Annotated in this window: 14 protein-coding genes; 8 read left to right on the top strand and 6 right to left on the bottom strand. The window is 46.4% G+C overall.

Annotated elements, in window-relative coordinates; all coding sequences use genetic code 11:
- The first annotated feature begins 194 nt into the window (after positions 1–194).
- Complete coding sequence (locus I2I11_RS21015; RefSeq protein ID WP_196269728.1) at positions 195–716, top strand: hypothetical protein; 522 nt, start codon at positions 195–197, stop codon at positions 714–716.
- A 142-nt stretch (positions 717–858) separates the two neighbouring features.
- Positions 859–1,281, top strand: coding sequence for a DoxX family protein (locus tag I2I11_RS21010; RefSeq protein WP_196269727.1), 423 nt, complete (start codon positions 859–861; stop codon positions 1,279–1,281).
- 436 nt (positions 1,282–1,717) lie between these two features.
- On the opposite strand, the gene I2I11_RS21005 is transcribed toward I2I11_RS21010, so the two are convergent.
- The gene (locus tag I2I11_RS21005; RefSeq protein ID WP_196269726.1) at positions 1,718–2,359 is read right to left on the bottom strand and encodes a c-type cytochrome; all 642 of its coding nucleotides are present in this window, start codon (positions 2,357–2,359) and stop codon (positions 1,718–1,720) included.
- Between the two features lie 141 nt (positions 2,360–2,500).
- Here I2I11_RS21005 and I2I11_RS21000 point away from each other — a divergent pair, with 141 nt between their 5' ends.
- Both I2I11_RS21000 and I2I11_RS20995 read left to right on the top strand, forming a co-directional pair.
- A complete protein-coding gene (locus tag I2I11_RS21000) occupies positions 2,501–2,752 on the top strand; it encodes a hypothetical protein (protein ID WP_196269725.1) in 252 nt (83 codons plus the stop codon).
- A gap of 415 nt (positions 2,753–3,167) precedes the next feature.
- Entirely contained in the window at positions 3,168–3,797 is a 630-nt protein-coding gene (locus I2I11_RS20995) for a DUF4403 family protein (RefSeq protein WP_196269724.1), read from the top strand.
- A gap of 268 nt (positions 3,798–4,065) precedes the next feature.
- Here the strand turns inward: I2I11_RS20995 and I2I11_RS20990 are convergent, their stop codons facing one another.
- The 5 genes from I2I11_RS20990 to I2I11_RS20970 all read right to left on the bottom strand — a co-directional run bounded on the left by I2I11_RS20990 (position 4,066) and on the right by I2I11_RS20970 (position 8,332).
- The gene (locus I2I11_RS20990) at positions 4,066–4,683 is read right to left on the bottom strand and encodes a hypothetical protein (RefSeq protein WP_196269723.1); all 618 of its coding nucleotides are present in this window, start codon (positions 4,681–4,683) and stop codon (positions 4,066–4,068) included.
- A complete protein-coding gene (locus I2I11_RS20985) occupies positions 4,667–5,185 on the bottom strand; it encodes an RNA polymerase sigma factor (RefSeq protein WP_196269722.1) in 519 nt (172 codons plus the stop codon). The genes I2I11_RS20990 and I2I11_RS20985 overlap by 17 nt, the downstream gene beginning before the upstream one ends.
- Positions 5,186–5,765: 580 nt before the next feature.
- The gene (locus I2I11_RS20980) at positions 5,766–6,311 is read right to left on the bottom strand and encodes an REP-associated tyrosine transposase (protein ID WP_196269721.1); all 546 of its coding nucleotides are present in this window, start codon (positions 6,309–6,311) and stop codon (positions 5,766–5,768) included.
- A gap of 362 nt (positions 6,312–6,673) precedes the next feature.
- Positions 6,674–7,453, bottom strand: coding sequence for a bestrophin-like domain (locus tag I2I11_RS20975; RefSeq protein ID WP_230680540.1), 780 nt, complete (start codon positions 7,451–7,453; stop codon positions 6,674–6,676).
- Positions 7,454–7,912: 459 nt separating this feature from the next.
- Positions 7,913–8,332: a phosphoribosyltransferase gene (locus tag I2I11_RS20970; RefSeq protein WP_196269720.1), complete on the bottom strand. Its 420-nt coding sequence runs from the start codon at positions 8,330–8,332 to the stop codon at positions 7,913–7,915.
- A gap of 296 nt (positions 8,333–8,628) precedes the next feature.
- On the opposite strand from I2I11_RS20970, the gene I2I11_RS20965 reads away from it, so the two are divergent.
- From I2I11_RS20965 to I2I11_RS20950, 4 genes are all read left to right on the top strand, one after another.
- A complete protein-coding gene (locus I2I11_RS20965; protein WP_196269719.1) occupies positions 8,629–11,811 on the top strand; it encodes a DUF7829 domain-containing protein in 3,183 nt (1,060 codons plus the stop codon).
- A 110-nt stretch (positions 11,812–11,921) separates the two neighbouring features.
- Positions 11,922–14,369 carry an ATP-dependent helicase HrpB gene (hrpB, locus tag I2I11_RS20960; RefSeq protein WP_196269718.1) on the top strand — a complete coding sequence of 816 codons (2,448 nt, stop codon included), beginning with the start codon at positions 11,922–11,924 and terminating at the stop codon, positions 14,367–14,369.
- A 745-nt stretch (positions 14,370–15,114) separates the two neighbouring features.
- Complete coding sequence (locus I2I11_RS20955) at positions 15,115–15,480, top strand: BlaI/MecI/CopY family transcriptional regulator (RefSeq protein ID WP_196269717.1); 366 nt, start codon at positions 15,115–15,117, stop codon at positions 15,478–15,480.
- An 11-nt stretch (positions 15,481–15,491) separates the two neighbouring features.
- Positions 15,492–17,837, top strand: a complete 2,346-nt coding sequence (locus tag I2I11_RS20950; RefSeq protein ID WP_196269716.1) for a M56 family metallopeptidase — start codon at positions 15,492–15,494, stop codon at positions 17,835–17,837.
- Positions 17,838–18,231 lie beyond the last annotated feature (394 nt).

Raw genomic sequence — 18,231 nt, 5'->3', positions numbered from 1 at the left:
TTCCATAAACTTATTGGTTTGGTCACCTCTAGTTTAGGCCGATTCCCGCTTTTTTCCAATTCAAAACATACTCTAAATGCATATCCGCTTTATCAGGCAAAAATTTAAAGGCCGCTGCAGTATGATTGCCGGTGGTAGAATCAGCCAATCACTAGCCTTAGGTATCTATCCAATATTGCTAAAAACTATCTTGTATGAAGTTGCTTTTTCTTTGCCTCTGTTCACTTTTCTTGTCCGTGCCTGTATGGGCGCAAAGACTATCTTTTAAAAATTTGCTGAAGTTTCGGGAAATGGAGCCGGTAACGATAAACCAAAAGCTATCGAAGAAAGGCTGGCAGTTTATGTCAGACGAGAAGCCAACTGCCGGCATGATGGGTAAAGCTGTTTGGGCATTTCAGCCTAGTGGCGAAGAGGCAACCGCCTGGTGCGTACTTTACTATAGTGATAGAAGCCCTTCCAGTATCCTCTACAACCTATATGGCGGGACTGCGATTAATGCGATAAATAAGATACATAGGAAGGTGAGGCGGCGCAGCATGGAAGTGCTAGAGGAGGGACACCAAGTAGACCGGGTAGAATTTCTCCAATCGTATGCTGACTATGCCGATGATAGATACGTGATGCGTCTGCTAAACTATCAGCAGCCGGGCTATTATGGCATAAAAATATTCAGCAGGTCAGACTATTTGAAAGCAAAAAGGAATCATCGGCTGTAACTATACCTTCACCAGCAAGTGCAGGCACACGGCACGGTTTAACTTTATCTGAAAATATGCGTTAACTGCCATATATAAACACCTGTTTAATAAACGTTTGCACATTGTTTTAATCAGCCAATCTCATAAAGACCAGACAAGTATGGAAAGATTTTTAGGAAATTATAGCCCGCAGCTCTTCGCACTTTTACGCATCGTAGCAGGACTTATGTTTGCCATGCATGGCAGCCAGAAACTGTTTGGCTGGCCCGGAGACGGCAACACCGTAGAACTGGCCTCTATGATGGGGCTTGCAGGTATAATAGAATTGGTGGCTGGCCTGATGATAGTCTTTGGTTTCCTGACCACCTGGGCTGCTTTTATTGCGGGCCTTGAAATGATAGTGGCCTATTTCATGGCCCATGCTTTGCATCACTGGAGCCCGGTTATAAACCATGGAGAGCCGGCCTTACTATACTGTTTCCTGTTTCTGTACATTGCCGCGCACGGGTCCGGTATCTGGAGTATTGATGCTGCCATGCACCGCGGAAGAAGCCACGATGCCGTTGCTTCGCCTTACAGGTAATTCTATACTTGCAGTTTTCTGAATTCTGTACGTCTGCCATGTTTCCGTGCGGTTCTGTTTTGATGGGGGCCCGGTGTAGTTTTAGGACATGTACCTTCATTTAAAGCCAAGTTAATCATCGCTGGTGTAGGCTCAATGTCATTAAGTTAAGGAATTAAAGCAAAGATGAATTATTTTCTATTGCATGAGCAAGAGCAGTGAGCAGATCATTTGCCGGTAAAATGATTCCTTTTCCTGTGGGAAACTTAGACTAGTAGCCGGCCTATAGGTATGAACATTACTTTTTCGGAGCAGGCCTGGGAAGAGTGCCTGAACTGGCAGGGTGTGGCCGCTGTTCAAGTCTTCTGATCAACAACCTGTTGCTGAAAAAGCATACTAAGAGCGACTTTGCGGAAGTCCTGCAAAGTATAATTTTTCAATTACAGTCACTATACTTTTATTTGACGGCTGTCGCAGCGAGGGGTGGTTGCGCGGCCGGAACAACATTTTTTATTGGTTTAGTGGACTTCAGGTAGGCAAAAATGGCTTTCAATTCCTGATCTGTCATTTTGCCGATCGATTGCCAGGGCATAGGTGGTAACAGCGTGCGCCAGGATTCTATACCTTTGTACTTTCCGTGGCGTATGGCGGTGATAAAGTTTTCTTCCTGCCAGTTTCCAATGCCGGTTTCATCTGACGTTAAGTTGGCAGCATACGAAATTCCCCATGGTCCGACCCAGGCAGTTAAGGTTTGCGTTGCGGCCACGCCTTTCCGTTCCATTTCTGCACGATCTACATCAGGAGGCGGCATTTTGGCAGGATGGCCGGATAAAGCCATCGAGAAATCCGGCTCCGGTCCGTTTGGCGTCATCTTTTTAGGTGTGTGGCAATCGTGGCAGCCTGCTATTATTACCAGGTGCTCGCCAAGGGCTTCCTGCGTCTTAAATTCACCATACTGATTTTGTTGAGAGCCTGATTGTAACAGGGCGCCAAAGCCGGCTTTTTGCATTTTCTGTTCAGCAGGGCTTTCAGAACATGTTGTCAGTAAACACATGCCTGACAGGCCAATAACGTAGCCGTAAATTAATTTAAGTTTCATAGTTTTGAAGTGCGTTAGGTATTCAGTATTAATTATTTAAATAAGTTAAAGTGTTAAAAAGGTATTTCAAATAATATGTCAGTTTATTCTGTGTATAATCTAAAAATTAGGGTGAGAGGAGTTGTTTTGTAGTCGAATGAAATGGCGTTAAAAGATCAGGAAAATCCATGTGAAAACATCAAAGATTTACTATTCCAGGCGAATCTAAATTTAATTATGAACGAAGTCTTAGCTGTTGGGGCGATATGTATGAACGAAGCTTTGGGGTTCTTTAAATTTGATGGCTTTCAGGAAAGTTTAGCCGGCGCCTGCCTGTGCCACCACTATAAAATAGCTAAGCTTTCCTGCTTTTGGGTCCCCGATCGCCAAAGTTGCAGGGTCACCATTGGGTAAGGCTTGCTTTCTTTCGTGTACTTTCCTGTCCGCTAACCTTCTGCAGCGTGCCAATTCAGGTAAATTTATACTTCCCTGCACTTGCCCTCCGGCTCATTTACCACAAACATATCCGTTTAGGAAATTATACCTGCTATCTGGATCTTATCAAGATACCATCGGGTGATACACACGTAGTACGCTATGTTGATTGTAATCCTGTTTTCTCAAAGCAGTTGAAACAAGCTGAGAAAAACAAGTTCGCTCCAGCAAGCCTCCTCCTCCGAAGTATAATTTGCCCGGTCGCCCTTCTCTGCTTATATTTAGGCAGCTAAAATTGGAGGAACAGGCTTCGCTATCAGGTTTCTGACCGGCTCATACAAGCATAAGTAAACAGGTTGCTGCTGCGTGCTGCCTCTCTCCTAAACACTGCCCTATGGAAAGTCCTGTGCAACTAAATGTACCCCTCACTGTTTCTTATGCCGCACTCGAGGGGGTGCTGCAACAGCAGCTGGGGGGTATGTATATTCCCCAGCCTGAAAATGGCACAGCGGCAGATCCTTATGCGCAGGTGCTGGCTGTTGGGGTAGCTGGTAGTAGTGCAGGCGCCTATAACCTCCTGCTGCGGGTGCAGCTGAAAATCCTACGCACCATGCTGAAGCGGGATAAGGTGGATTTGTACGCATCGGTGGCGCTGGCCTACGACAATGCCTCCGGGCAATTATATGTGCAGCAGTTTTCGATGGAGTCGCATACAGCAAGTGGTTTCTACAACACGGCGTTGCAGGTGCTGGTGAACAAGGTAGCCTACCACCAGATTCTCGAAAAGGCCCGAATTGATCTGAAACCCATCATTGCGGCAGAGCTGGAAAAACTAAACAGCCAGCTGGCGCAGGGGCTGGAACTGAAAGGGCTAAAACTGAAAGGTGCCGTAGAAGCAATTACGGTGCAGGACATGGTGCCGAAGCCTGACGGCCTTTCGCTTCGTGTGCTGGCACAAGGAAACCTGGAAGTAGCGGTATATGATCTGGCTAGCCTCTTACCGCCGAAAGCTGATCAGGCTTAATGCGGCTATACTTCATCTTACCCGCTGGCGCAGGACAGTTCCATTTTATTTTTCTGGCGCAGGTTTTCAAACTTGTGTCTTAAAATGGTGTCGGGTTTGAAACCCGGCTGGGCCAGAGGCCCGGCTACAGGTGCTATCAGAGAAGAAACAGGCCTATGCACTCGATTCTTTATTTTGAAATAAAAAGGCCCTACCCGTTGGCGCGGAATGCTGAAAACAGGGGTTTGTGCTAGAGGGTTCACCTTGGCAGTAGCCCTGCTTATTTTCCTCAGCTTTTGTAGTCGTCCAGAATGGCCTGAAGCTCCTGAAGCGGCCGGATAAAATACTTTTTGTTTTCGTTCCTGATCGCAAAGAAGCAGCTCAGCAGTGTCAGCAGGTAGGTAACGACGGCTCCTGTGGGAAATGCCAGCACGCCGCCGGGAAAGTACAGGGTAAACACCAGGATAACGCCAATTGCAGATAAGAGCGGAATCAGGACTATTTCGTACCTTTTCTTGAAGGTATAAAAAGCAGCAACCCGGCTCCGTTGCCCGTTCACATAAGTATAAATAGTGTCCTTACCCCCTTGGCTGGCTTTTGTAACGGCCATTTGCTTGTAGCGCTTCAGCATGACGGCCGTGAACGGAACGGTCACCAGGAAACCGCTCAGGCTCAGGAGCAGGATATCCGTATCGGCCCCATAACGGATAAGCACGTGGCTCAGCAGGGCATACACCAGTATGTGCAGGGTGAAAGTAGCCCAGAAGTAGCGAAAGATCAGGTTGTTTTGCTTTTTCATTCTTCTTTGTATTAGTTGGTTTAGCGTAGCGGCATCAACGGCGTCAGCGGCTTGCGAAGCACTCTGGTCGTCGCGCCATTTTTTCTTCAGATCATCTAAGGTTGACATCGCTGTAGGTGTTTGATTGTTTCTTTAGGATTAACTCCAGTTCCTTCTTTATCCGCACCAGGCGCACGCTTACGTTGCTTTTGGTAAGCCCCGTTATCTGCGCAATTTCCTCGTAGCGCAGGTCCTCCAGGTAAAGCAACACAATGGCCTTGTTCAGCGGCGACAATGTAGCAATGGCATCATAGAGCAACTGCAGGTCTTCTTCCTGATCGCCGGTAGGGGCATCAGGTATTTGCTGGTGGCGCTGCGCCAGCGGCAGGTGTTTATGCTTGCGCTCCTTCCGCCGATAGGTCAGGGCAGTGTTCAGGCAGACGCTGTACATCCAGGTAGAGAATTTGGAATGGCCATCGAAACGCGGGTAGGACCGCCAGAGCTGGTATAGCATTTCCTGCACCACATCCTGCTCCTCCGCATCCGCGAAATAGATGCGACACACTTTATGCGCTATACCCAGGTGCTGGTTTAGCTGCTGAACAAAGGTATCATCTACTGACTGCGACATGGTGCTGGGTTTATGCGGTTATAGTATGAGTTGCAGCAGTTAAAGAAAAACTACAGAAAGGAAGAAATTTTTTAATTGGGAGGGGACGGAAGATAGGTGTTTGGCGGCATATACTTCATGTTGATTTTGGTAAGTATGTAGTTGCATGGAAAAGAAATGGCACGAGCTGCAAGCTCGAGCCAGCAGGAGCCAGCAGGAGCCAGCAGGAGCCAGCAGGAGCCAGCAGGAGCCAGCAGGAGCCAGCAGGAGCCAGCGGGCATAATATTTAGTGAATTTAGAAATAAAGATAAATAGCCACCACTAATGCGAACCGCTGGTGCGAGCTTGCAGCTCGTATCTCCATACTTCATCGTACCTACACACTTCAAACAGCATCAATATCTAACACACCGCCAGTGCGGACTTGTAGCTCATACTTCCATTTCAAGCCAGATCAATCCCCGGCTGCTGGTGCGAGCTTGTGGTTCGTACTTCCATATCAGGCCAGTTCAATCACTGCTAGTGCGAGCTTGTAGCTCGTACTTCCATATTGCCAGATCAATCATTGCTGGCGCGAGCTTGCAGCTCGTGCCTCATTTACTCAGGCCAGGTCAATCTCCAGCACACCCTTTCCGCCGCTATAGTCTATGGCGCTGCTATACTTCCAATGGTGCGGCTCCGACACAAAACCAGCCTCCACGGGGTTGTTGTGGATGTAGTCGAGCTTCTGATCTAGTATGGCTGCGCTCCATAACTCGATGGGTTGGTTGTGTTGTTGCCAGAACTGCTGGTGCTTCACGTTGCTGTTCTTCAGGCCGGCCCGCTCCATCAGCCAGAGCATCCATTCTTTGCGGCTCTCCTGGTTATGTTCGGCAATGGCTTTTTGGATTTGCTTGGAAGTATAAGTTTTCAGTTCTTTCAGCAGCACGCTCGGGTTGTTGTCTTTGGCCCTAAAGATGAGGTGCACGTGGCTGGGCATGATGCACCAGGCATAAATCTCCACGCCTTTGTTTTTACGGCAATAGTCCAGGCTGTCGGTAAGTATGGCAAAGTACTCTTCCCGCGTAAACACGTCTATCCAATACACTACCGCAAAGCTGACAAAGTAGAGCCCTTCTTTGTTATGAAATTTATACTTTCTGCTCATGAAAGACTTATACTGTAATGCTATCGTTTCAGGTTCCGGCAGGTTGGCCAATAGTTTTAGGTTGCTAGTGCAGATTCTGTGCTAATGATAATTCTGTGCTAGTGCGGGCTTGCAGTTTATAGCTGCGTGGTAAAAAGGCACGAGCTGCAAGCTCGCGCCAGCGGGGGCAAATTCTGCACTAGTAGGATTTTAACGCTAGTGCGAGCTTGTAGCTCGTACTGTTATTCATGCTGAGGATATAGCTGCATGGAAAAGCAAAGGCACAAGCTGCAAGCGCGCGCCAGCAGGATACAATAAGGCAGAAGCGCTTAAATGGAATTACATCCGGCTTAGCCGCTTTTATGGCAGGGTTGCAGCACAATTTATTCCGATTTAAGTTGCTCCATACTGCTTTGGTTAACTTTTATGATGCCGCGCTTTGGGCGGTCCAGGTCAATGATGATGAAAACTACCAGGCAGATGAGGAAGCTCATGAGCGCCGACGGCAGAAACGTTCGTTTGTGGCCCAGCCCGCTGGCATACCCGATCAGGGCTCCCGACAAAATGAACACGATAAACAGCAGGTATAAAATTACTTCCGGCACATGCAGCGCCAGCAAGGCATTGCGTTCGCTCTGGGCATCTATCATGTTGTTGAGCGACGTGATAAAATAGCCCGAGGTAACCGGCCGCGGATCGATGTGTGCTGCCTTTACGGCCTGTTCCCAGATTTGGCTCTGCAGCCCCTTTGTTTCATGGGCGAGCGACTCCCGCTCCGTAACCATGTCATAGGCTGTATTGCTGGCGGAAAGGCGCAGGTCGATGTACTGCTGCAGCAGGTGATGGGTAACCGAATCATAAGGGATGGGGAGCAGGCGCGTACGCAACAGGGTAGTGCCGATGGCGTTGGCTTCTTTTATAACGGCTTCGCTGCGGCTGTTGTAGCGTTGCAGGGCCATGTTAAACGTAAAGCCAAGTATAAGGGCCAGCAAACCCAGCGTGCCGGCCTGTATGGTATTGGTCTGTACTTTCACGTCTTCGTCGGAGCGGCGTTCGTAGTTCCGGCCCAGGCGGTAGCCGGCCTCTTCGGCTGCCAGTATCAGCACAAACAATACCACCACAATCAGGATACTGTTATAGTCATACATATATTCTGTTGCCATGCCTTTTATGCTTCCCTAAGCCGGTTCCGCCAGCCACAGGCATTCATAACGTGGCTACGCTCTATACGTTTTTGCGGTAACAAAGAAGTATAAACGGGAAGAGAAGTAGAAGATAGCCACGCAGGAGTAAGGCAATTATTCCTTCCGCGCGAAAGTTTGCACTGCAAAACCCCACCGCATGCTTTAAGAAGTATAGCCCGTATTAAGTGGCCCATGCTAGCGCCCTGCTAGTGCGGGCCTGTAGCTCGTACTGTACTTTTGCCGGAGGTACGGCTGCGTGGTAAAAAGGCACGAGCTACAAGCTCGCGCCAGCGGGGCCAGCGGGGGCAGATTCTGTGCTAATGGGATTTCAACGCTAGTGCGAGCTTGTAGCTCGTACTGTTATTTGTGCTGAAGGTATAGCTGCATGGTAAAAAGGCACGAGCTGTAAGCTCGTGCCAGCGGGGGAGCAGGGGTAACTCATACCTGTTTCTTTACTTCCCAGGGCATTTTCGGGCACTCGCCCACATAATCGAAGCCTACGAAATCCGGCCGGCTGGTTTGGTTGTCTGCTGCACAGAAAAGCACGGCTACTTTGGCAGCGTCACCGTAGCGGGCCTTTATAAACTCCATGGTGCTACCTGTTTCGGTAGCATCATCTACAAACAGCACGTCCTCAAACTGGAGGCGGCCCGTCAGGCTGTCGCCTTCGAAGCCATATTCTCGGCTGTAGTTCACGTAATCCACCACGTTGATGCTTAGCTTATGCGCTAACAGAGCGGCAGGGATGCAACCACCACGCCCGATGGCCGCAATGCAGGTAAACTCCTGGTTTTGCAAAGCCACCGACAAGGCCTCCACGGCATCCTCTACTTCTTCCCAGGTATAGCTCTCCTTCATGTTGGTCTTTCTGGCGGTTGTACGGCTTTGGCCACTTTACAGCTGTTGCCGGTTTAGGGTTAGAGGTATACTTCAATCAGCAGCTTTTACGTTTAAGCAGGTTTTGAAGCCACAAGTGCAAGTCCTATGCTAGTGCGAGCTTGTAGCTCGTACTGCTACTCGTGCTGAGGATGTAGTTGCATGAAAAAGAAAAGGCAACGAGCTCGAATTAGCGGGAAATCTGTAAAGAAAGGTAGATATAAAACTTTTAATTTGTAGTATTTTGTATATTTAAATTGAATATATGCCCTATAATAATGGAAGTAAGTATCTATCAACAAATAGTAGAACTTAAGCAACTTGAGAACAATACAGAGCGAGGATACAGGTTCGAGGCATTAATTAGAGAAATTCAGCCTTGGGATTTAAGACCTCCAATTGTTATGAGTCCTAAATCAGAACAATTAGATGGGGTATATCAATATAAGGGGATTACATTTATCATTGAATCTAAGGCTGTCAAAAAAACTATTACTCCTGGAATGAAGGAGTGGGAGGATTATGAACTCAAATTGAGAAGAAGACATGGAAATGGAGTAATTGGCTTATTTTGTTCATTATTTTCTGTTTCTGATGATGTTTATCAAGCAAGTACAGATTTGAACAAGCAAGGATACCATAATTTTATACTTGCCGACGATACATGGGAATCTTTAAATAATCAAAATTTGGATTTTCGGCATGTAATAGATTACATGTTACCTAGTATTAGATTAAAATATTTGCCAAAAATTGATTCAATTGACAATCTTAAGAAATATTGTTTTGATAAAACGCTTATAAATAAAAGTATTACTAATCTATGTAAGAAGCAATCATCATTGTTTCTCAAAAGGTATAAACATAAATTTCATGAAAAACTTTATGTTAGACGAGAAATAGATAGACAGATTGAAAGCATACTACTTCATCTAAGGCCAAACGTACTCAAAAAGAACAAAACAAAGGAGTTACCTAAGCAAATCATTTTGATACGTGACTATTCAGGCTCTGGTAAAACAACATTAGCAATTCAGTCTGTAATGCAGGATTATAATTTTTTCGGTTTTGGTAGTTCTGCTAAAGATGTTGAAATAGATGAATTGCTAGATAGCTTTATTGATAGGTTAAACCAAAACCAAAGTGCCTTGCAAGAACTTATAACTGTAAATAAACCCCTTTTATACTTTGTAGACTCTTTAGATGAAACAGTTCAGGAGCAAATAAGGAACAAGAGAAAAGAAGTTATTTCAACATTAAAGAAATTAGACGAACTAAATAGTGCTGCTTCTATTCAAAAGCTTGCATCTTATCCACTGGTATTAGTCTTTACTATTAGAGAAGAGTACTGGAGAGATTGGGATGATTTATTTGAAGGAAGAAGGGACGTCATCATTATTCAAAAAAGAATAACCAGTTATAGTAATGAAGAATTAAATGTAGCTCTTCAAAATTATTCTGCGGTATATAACTATAGTATTGTAAATGAAATAAACCCTTCATCTAAAGCTATACTTTCTTCTCCAATTAATTTAGAAATATTTTCTGAAGGCGTTGAGTATGAGGGAGATATTTTCGTTGATGAAGTTTGGGAGGGTAAAATAATCTCGAACTACTTCAAAAGAAAAGAAGAAAATATTTTCAAGCATCCAATCATAGGGTTTTCACCTTCGATATTTAACCTTATTCTATCAAACCTTGCTTTTAATTTAATTAAAACTGGTAGTGTAAGCTTTTCAAGAGGTGAATTTAAGGTGATTATTAACTCTGTTTCACCTTTTTTAGATGGATATTTTGAATTGATTTTACAAAAGTTAATCTCAGAGCAAATCTTAGTTTCTGATGTTGAGAATGTGAATTTTATTAGGTTTAGGTATTCAAAATTTGTTGAGTATCTGACAGCATTTTATATTATATCTAAGGTTGAAGAACAAGGAAATACTAGTTCATTAGGCTCTTTTACACAACGTGTATTTGACTCTAACATAGTCTCCATGTATAGTGTACTCAGTTTAATGAAGTACATTGCTAGAACTCGATATCCTCAATTGGAAGATACACTTAACAAGTATTATGCAAACTCAAATTTATATCTATCTAGAAGATTACCCCTATTAAGATCTGAAATATCATTGGGAGAAAGTACATCCAATGACGATCTTAAAATGCTTCTTGAAAATACCTATTCAAAAAACCCTAAAATAACTTGGGATGCATTTTTTATAGTTTCTGCGAAAAATAATAAACAATATAAATTAAATATTTTAGAAACATTTGAAATAGCTTGGGAAACTAATGAAGGAAATGAACTAAGATGGAAGCTTATAGATAAGCTTAAGTCTCATAATTTATTATTAGAGGAAAGGATATTGTTTAGAGTTCTGAATAGTCTTGAGCCTAAAGAGTGGGAAGTATACTTAGGCTTCATAATTCAAAATAAATTGGATAATGAATTTTTAACACTTTGTGAGCAGGCTGGGCTATTAAAGGTATTTGAAAGAATTTCAAACTTAGAGGATTCTGATTGGAGCCAAGTAAAAAAGTTAGTCAGGGTGCTCTTCAATCATGATAAATTTATTAGCGGAGATTTCGAATGCATATTCGATGAAAATAAGGATGTAGTAGAAGATAATGTAGATGAGCTGCAAATGCTCGAAAGCCAGTTTTCGTTATATCAATTACAAGAGCTAAATAGACTTTTAGAGAACCTACACAACATCATTAAGTCAAATTCAAATGCTGTTTACCCGCTGTCTCATCAAATTGCTATGTTATCCCATCCCGAATTAGCATATATAAATTTAAAACTATGGTCAAATTTACAAGATGAAGTCCCTCTAGGTACCCCGTTATTTAATTTTTTGGTTTCGAATAGCATTAGATTTATTAATATTTTACTTCTTTTAAATGAGAGCCCCAAAATAGCTATCGATGTTAACTCCATTGGGGATGATAAAAAAACTGCTTTTCAAGAAATCATACAAAGTAATCTAAGAAACAAAGTTAAATTTATGCAACTAATATATAGCAGAGGCTATGCTAGGAATGCTTATGATGATAGCTTTATAGAGAAAAATACAAAGGAAATTACTGATTTCTCCAAAGGAGATTTAACAGATTTCCTTTTATGTAAAGCTAGCTATTATTTAAATGACCTTGGAAAAATCAGAAAGCTTTATGTTATAGAAAAAATTGTATTAACTCTACTATCATTTAAGTACAATAGAGTAATAGGATTTGGTTTTAACGCGTTAATTCAAGTGGTGAACAATGCTTTACAACACTATACTGAATATGGAGATTTAATACTAGACTCATTAGTTCATTATAAAAGGGTTAACGAGCTATCCCAAAAACCTTCCTTCAATAAAAAACTTGAAGAGTATCAAAGAAGTAATTATAGGCAAAATCATGAACATGATGATGTCTTTAGAATAATATTTCCTGAGTTATTTAAATAGTAATATCTGCTTACAGTGCAACTATTAAAATTTGACAAGGGTATTGATTATATTTAATTATTCAACTACTTTATATAAAATTCACACATATTAAATTCAAGCTTAACCTCTTGCCTTTCAACCCTTTTACCATAGATCTACCCGTTCGGGAAATTATACCTGCCGTTAGGGAGAACCTTGCCGCACAGAACACGCTCATTGTAAACGCCCCGCCCGGAGCCGGCAAAAGTACTTTGCTGCCGCTGGCGCTGCTGGACGAACCCTGGCTGAAAGGCCAGAAAATCATCATGCTGGAGCCGCGGCGTTTGGCGGCCAAAACCATTGCCGAGCGCCTGGCGCAGCTGCTGGGCGAGGAGGTAGGCCAGACCGTCGGCTACCGCATCCGTTTCGAAACACGCATTTCTGATAAAACCCGCATCGAAGTCGTTACCGAAGGCATTCTCACCCGCATGATCCACAGCGACAGAGCGCTAACAGGTACAGGCATTGTGATTTTCGATGAATTTCATGAGCGCAGCATCCATGCCGATGTCGCCATGGCCCTGAGCCGGGAAGCGCAGCAAACGCTTCGCCCGGACTTGCGCATCCTTGTAATGTCGGCCACGCTGGATATGCCCCAGCTCACGAGTTTGCTCAACGCGCCCGTGGCGCAAAGTATAGGGCGGCAATACCCTATCGACACCATCTATACCGGCGATGCCGACGACCGCATGCTGCCCGAAATGACGGCACGTATCGTGCAGCAGGCAGCCAGGGAAAAGGAAGGGGATATCCTCGTGTTCCTGCCCGGCGAAAACGACATCCGGAAAGTGGAAGTTATACTACGCAAACAGCTGCGGGGCTTCATGATTCACCCGCTGTTCGGGATGCTGCCCTTCGGCAAGCAGTACGCCGCCATCATGCCCAACCGCGAAGGCAAACGCAAAGTGGTGCTGGCGACAAGTATAGCCGAAACCAGCCTGACGATAGAAGGCATTTCGGTGGTGGTGGATACGGGCTTTGGCAAAACCTCCCGCTTCGATCCGAAATCCGGTTTGTCGCGACTCGAAACGGTGCGCATCTCCAAAGACGCCGCCGACCAGCGTGCCGGTCGCGCCGGCCGTCTAGGGCCGGGTACCGCTTACCGCCTGTGGAACAAAGCCACGCAGGAGCGCATGGCCCCGCACCGCACCCCCGAAATTCTGGAAGCCGACCTGGCCCCGCTGGTGCTGGACATGGCGCAGTGGGGCATCATGGATATCCGCAGCCTCACCTGGCTGAACCCGCCACCGCGCGCCGCCCTGCAATACGCCACCGACATGCTGCACCAGTTGCAGGCGCTGGAGCATGGCCGCATCACTGCGCACGGCAAGAAAATGCACGCGCTGCCCTGCCATCCGCGTATCGCCCACATGCTGCTCAAAGCCGACGAAACCGGCCAGGTGGCGCTGGCCAGCGATATTGCCGCTATCCTGGAAGAGCGCGACCCACTGAACCGCAACGCTGGCATCGACATTAATTTAAGAATAGAAGCCCTCCGGAGGTACCGCAAAGAAAAGGGGCAGGGCAAAAGTATGGGCAAAATCGAGAAGGTCGCCCGTTCGTACCGCCAGCTGTTTAACATCGAACCGGATAATGACACGTTTGATGCCTATGAAACCGGTGTGTTGCTGACGCATTGCTACCCCGAGCGTATCGCCTACGCCCGGCCCGGCAACAATGCGCAGTTTCAACTAGCAAACGGCAAGTATGCCTCGGCCGGGCACCGCGACGAACTGGCGCACGAGCCTTGGCTGGCCATTGCACACCTGCATGCCGGCGGGGAGGACAACCCGGGCCGCATTTTCCTGGCTTCGCCGCTCAACCCCCGCGACCTGGCCCCGCTCGTCAAGCAACAGGAAAGCTACCATTGGGACGTAAACGACGGCGAACTCACGGCCTCGCTGGACACCCGCATTGGCAGCATCATTTTGCAAAGCAAACCCCTGCCTGCCCCCGACGAGAAGCACCGCGTACCCGCCATCTCCGAAGCCATTAAACAGGAAGGCGAGCACCTGCTGGACTTTAACGAACAGGTATCGCAATGGCAAAACCGCGTGCTGAGCCTGCGCAAATGGCGTCCGCTGGAAGGCTGGCCTGATGTAAGCACGCCTACGCTGCTGATGACGAATGCCGATTGGCTGAAATCCTACCTGTATGAGGTAGAAGAGCCCGATGACCTGCTGAAAATAGATTTGCTGCCCATGCTGCAAAAGCAACTCGAGGTGGAGAAACTGGCGCGGCTCGATGCACTGGCTCCGGCAAGTATACAACTGCCGGATGGCTCTTTCATAGAACTGGACTACCAGTCCAACGGCTTGCCACCCAAGCTGGAGGTCCGGCTGCAGGATGTACTCGGCTGGCACGAACACCCGCACGTAGACCATGGCGACATGGCCGTAGAACTCCACCTGCTGACACCGGATTTGAAACCAATTACCACTGTGTCTGATCTGGGTAGCTTCTGGCAAGGGAATTACCGCGTAATCAGGCGGCAACTGGAAGTGGTGTTTCCCAAAGTGGACTGGCAGGTAAAGTAGTATGGAGAAATCAGGTAGGAGCGGGTTTGCAGTCTAATATTGTCCGATCACTGCTTAAGATCTGCTACTGTTATAGATAACCCAAGTTGCGATTTGCTGAAATGGGTTAATAGCTGATGCTGAAAACCTGCCTCCTCCGAGGAGTGGAATTCCTGCAAAAGTGACTAAAATTCCCCTCCTCGGAGGGGTTAGGGGTGGGTTATACTTCTACACCCTTAGTAAATCGCAATTTGAGTTTGAAAATTGAAGCCGGGGTAATGAAATATTCCTTTGAAGGAAGAGCTGATGGATTCCCAAATCCGAAGCTAAAAATTCCTGTCATTCTGTGAAGAAACCTGGTTGAAATAGAGGGCCCCTACCCCCGGGAGGTTAAGCAGATGCAACTTGCGGGGGTAGGGGCCCTCTTCCAACAAGATCCTTTCAGGATGACAAAAATAAAAATGAAACGCCTCTGCTTTTGGCTTGTCTTTAAAGTATGAACAGGCAGAAAATCTCCTTCCGCAAAGAATCTTTCCTGATTAGCCACAGTACAAAATAAGGCTGCTGCGCAGTCTACGTATGAGCCATACATTAGCTGTTTCTGTGAAATGTGATGCGCCTGAACAGGTTGTTTTACCTACCGCAATAAAAACTTTTCACATACTTAATCCTAATACAGTAGTTTTCGTACTAGTTGATTAAGATTACTACTAATGTATTAGGAATTATCCGAATGGATTAGTATGTTTGGGTAAACTTTAACACCATGCAAAAATTAGGAAAAAGAGAAGAGCAGATTATGCAGGTTGTTTGGCAACTGGAGAAAGCCTTCATCAAAGAGATTATGGATGAATTGCCGGAGCCAAAGCCGCACTACAACACCATTGCCACTATGGTGAAGATACTGACAGAGAAAGGCTTTCTGAGTGCCGAAAAGATTGGCAACACCTACCAGTACACCCCGTTGGTACCGCTGGCCGAATACAGGCAGCAGGATGTGGCCACCATCAAAAAGAAGTACTTCGGCAATTCCTTCACCAAAATGATAACGCACTTTGCGAAAGAGGAGAAACTGTCGGATGAAGAAATTGATGAACTGGTGCGCATTATAAAATCTCAAAAGAACCGCTAAAAACTGCCGCTATGATAGAGTTACTGCTAAAAGCCTCCTTTGCCATTGGTATTGCGCTTCTGTTTTACAAGCTCCTGCTCCAGCAGGAAAGTTTCTTTACCGCCAACAGGCTCTATCTGCTCGGCTGCATTGCCCTGGCTTTTGCCTTGCCTTACGTCAGCCTGCCGAAGCTGGTAAGTCAGCAGGGCGTGCTGGCGACCATTTTCGAGCAGAAAGAGGCCGCTATCCGGTACCTGGACAGCGCTAAAGATGCTGCCATAACAAGGGGTGCAGGAGAAATAATGGGAACGGAAATACCGGAAAAAGCGCAGCAGCCGGAAGCCCTAATTCAGCCCGAGCATAGGGTAGCAAATGTGGCTGCTCCGGCAACTGCTGTAGCGGAACCCGGTCCTGCGCAGGAGTTTGGCTGGGGCTACTGGCTAACCGCCCTGTATCTGTTTGGCGTGGCGGTATTTACGTTGAGCCTGCTTTTCCAGCTGGGCAGTATACTTTATAAAATACATACCGCTACCGATAAGATTCAGGACGGCGACTGCGTCATTGTGAACACCGCCAGCCGGCAGGCACCCTGCTCTTTCTTCCGGTACATCTTTATCTACCCCGATGAGTACGATTTCGAGACCTACGGGCAAATCATCGCCCATGAGAAAATACACGCGCGGCTGGGGCACAGCTTCGATTTGCTGATTGCAGAACTTGCCGTTATCATTCTATGGTTTAACCCCCTTGTCTGGCTGCTGAGAAGAGAAATTGAGAAAAACAACGAGTACCAGACCGATGCCGTGCTGTTGGAAAAAGAGCAGGTAGCCCGGGAGCAATACCAGTTTAACCTCGTGCAGATTGCGGTACCCAACAAGCCCTTGAGCATCACGACCAACTATAATCAATCTTTGTTAAAACAACGCATTATGATGATGAACGCTAAAAAATCAACCCCGCACGCCTACTGGAAGTATGCCTTCCTGCTGCCCGTGTTCTTCGGTACGCTCCTGCTCGTAAATGAGCCTGCTGTGAGCCAGGCAACACCCAATGATAAAACAATGGCGATGCCTGCTCCTGAAGTTACTCCCAATCCTACCTTAGCTTTAAGCGGCAAAGAAAAACTGACCGGAAAAATCAAGGAGAAAGTAGAGGCCAAAGTGAAGGAAAAGCTAAAGGAAAGCATCAAACAACAGACAGGTACGAAGCGCGGGAACTCACTCAACATCAATGGCCAGGCAGATATGTCAAACGGCTACTGGTATAGCAGCCAGGAAAACGGCCAGTATTGCTTCGAATTTAAAGGCAGTAAAGGCTCCTCGAACTGGAACATGACCCGCTGTTTTGACAAAAGCCAGTTCCAGAAGAAAGGAAATGAGACCTACGTAATGACCCGTGAAGCCGGCACCTTGCAGTTAACCGGCAACCTGGAGGCCGAAGTAGGGCAGGGCAAGTATACGTTTACCGAAGATGCTGCCTTTAAAAAATACCTGGCCGATAACAACATCACCACCGACGAACAGAACCTGTTATTTCACTTGTTCTTTGCCAATGTAGACAAGAACTACATCAGCTACCTGAAGAAAAATTATGAAGATGTAGAGGGCGAGCAGTTGCAAAAACTGGCCATCTTTAACATTACACAGCATGACTTTCAGCAGTATGTAGACCTCTTTCAGAAGTATAGCAACAAAAAGCCGTCGGTAGAAGATGTGGTGGCTGCCCGCATTCACGGCATCGACGCGGCGTATGTGCAGGAGCTGCAGGGAGCCGGTTTCAAAGACTTAAGTATGCAGAAGATGATGGAAGCAAAGATTCACGGCGTTGATGCCGCTTATATCAAAAGTATGCAGCAGGCCGGCTTCGGAAACCTTTCCATCGATAAAATCATCCAGACGAAGATACACGGGGTAAACCCGGCTACGATGAAGGAAATGCAGGCCCTGGGGTACGGAGACCTCTCCCTCGATAAAATAATAGAGCTGAAAATACATGGCGTAGACAAGGAATTTATCAGGGAACTGCAAGCCGCCGGGTTCGACAAGCTGACGCTGGACCAGGTAGTGCAGGCGAAGATATTCGGGCTAAATTCGGCCTCTGCCAAAGAAATCAGGGCTTTGGGTTTCAAAGATTTGTCTTTCCAGGACATGGTGAATGCCAGAATACATGATGTGGACGCCGCTTACGTGCAGGACCTTAAAAAGGCAGGATTTACAGATCTGAGTATGGAGGATGCGGTAAGTGCCAAAATACACGGCATCGACAGCAACTTCATCAAAAAAGCAAAGCAGGAGGGTTACAACCTCAACAGCCTGGACAAGTACATCGCCCTTAAAATACACGGCATGGCGATGGAGTCATTGAAAGAAAAAGATTAAACCCTGCTGCCTTCCGGCTGCAGGCTCGCCGCCTGCAGCCGGAAGAGCACTTACACCTGCGCCCGTTATACTTCCGGTTATGGCGCCGTTTGTTACAGGAACACCTGCTTTACCACCTGAAAGCTGGCAGGGCGAGGTTTGCCTCCGCAGGCCTTACCTCCAAAGCATACGGCACTGTAAAATATAACAGCATCGGCATACTTGCGTGCTTTGTGCCAGAATGCTGCATACATCCATTATTTAAAACTTCAGAAAATCGCGTAGAGTGCCATTTGTATTCTCTGGTGGATATGAGTTTGCAGATCATACCAGCAAGGGCGGCAATGCAAGCAAGTTCGGCCAGTACCTGCTAAACCGGAATGTGGGTGTAACTCTTCGTTACAATTTCAGCAAA

The sequence above is a fragment of the Pontibacter rufus genome (assembly GCF_015694705.1).
Taxonomy (GTDB): Bacteria; Bacteroidota; Bacteroidia; order Cytophagales; family Hymenobacteraceae; genus Pontibacter; species Pontibacter rufus.
Note: the sequence above shows the minus strand (reverse complement) of the source record. Positions and strands in the feature narration are given on the sequence as shown.

What these genes read in the sequence shown, in the direction of transcription:
- I2I11_RS21015 (WP_196269728.1), top strand. Translation starts at nt 195, where the DNA reads ATGAAGTTGCTTTTTCTTTGCCTCTGTTCACTTTTCTTGTCCGTGCCT.
- I2I11_RS21010 (WP_196269727.1), top strand. Translation starts at nt 859, where the DNA reads ATGGAAAGATTTTTAGGAAATTATAGCCCGCAGCTCTTCGCACTTTTA.
- I2I11_RS21005 (WP_196269726.1), bottom strand. Translation starts at nt 2,359, where the DNA reads ATGAAACTTAAATTAATTTACGGCTACGTTATTGGCCTGTCAGGCATG.
- I2I11_RS21000 (WP_196269725.1), top strand. Translation starts at nt 2,501, where the DNA reads ATGGCGTTAAAAGATCAGGAAAATCCATGTGAAAACATCAAAGATTTA.
- I2I11_RS20995 (WP_196269724.1), top strand. Translation starts at nt 3,168, where the DNA reads ATGGAAAGTCCTGTGCAACTAAATGTACCCCTCACTGTTTCTTATGCC.
- I2I11_RS20990 (WP_196269723.1), bottom strand. Translation starts at nt 4,683, where the DNA reads ATGTCAACCTTAGATGATCTGAAGAAAAAATGGCGCGACGACCAGAGT.
- I2I11_RS20985 (WP_196269722.1), bottom strand. Translation starts at nt 5,185, where the DNA reads ATGTCGCAGTCAGTAGATGATACCTTTGTTCAGCAGCTAAACCAGCAC.
- I2I11_RS20980 (WP_196269721.1), bottom strand. Translation starts at nt 6,311, where the DNA reads ATGAGCAGAAAGTATAAATTTCATAACAAAGAAGGGCTCTACTTTGTC.
- I2I11_RS20975 (WP_230680540.1), bottom strand. Translation starts at nt 7,453, where the DNA reads ATGGCAACAGAATATATGTATGACTATAACAGTATCCTGATTGTGGTG.
- I2I11_RS20970 (WP_196269720.1), bottom strand. Translation starts at nt 8,332, where the DNA reads ATGAAGGAGAGCTATACCTGGGAAGAAGTAGAGGATGCCGTGGAGGCC.
- I2I11_RS20965 (WP_196269719.1), top strand. Translation starts at nt 8,629, where the DNA reads ATGGAAGTAAGTATCTATCAACAAATAGTAGAACTTAAGCAACTTGAG.
- I2I11_RS20955 (WP_196269717.1), top strand. Translation starts at nt 15,115, where the DNA reads ATGCAAAAATTAGGAAAAAGAGAAGAGCAGATTATGCAGGTTGTTTGG.
- I2I11_RS20950 (WP_196269716.1), top strand. Translation starts at nt 15,492, where the DNA reads ATGATAGAGTTACTGCTAAAAGCCTCCTTTGCCATTGGTATTGCGCTT.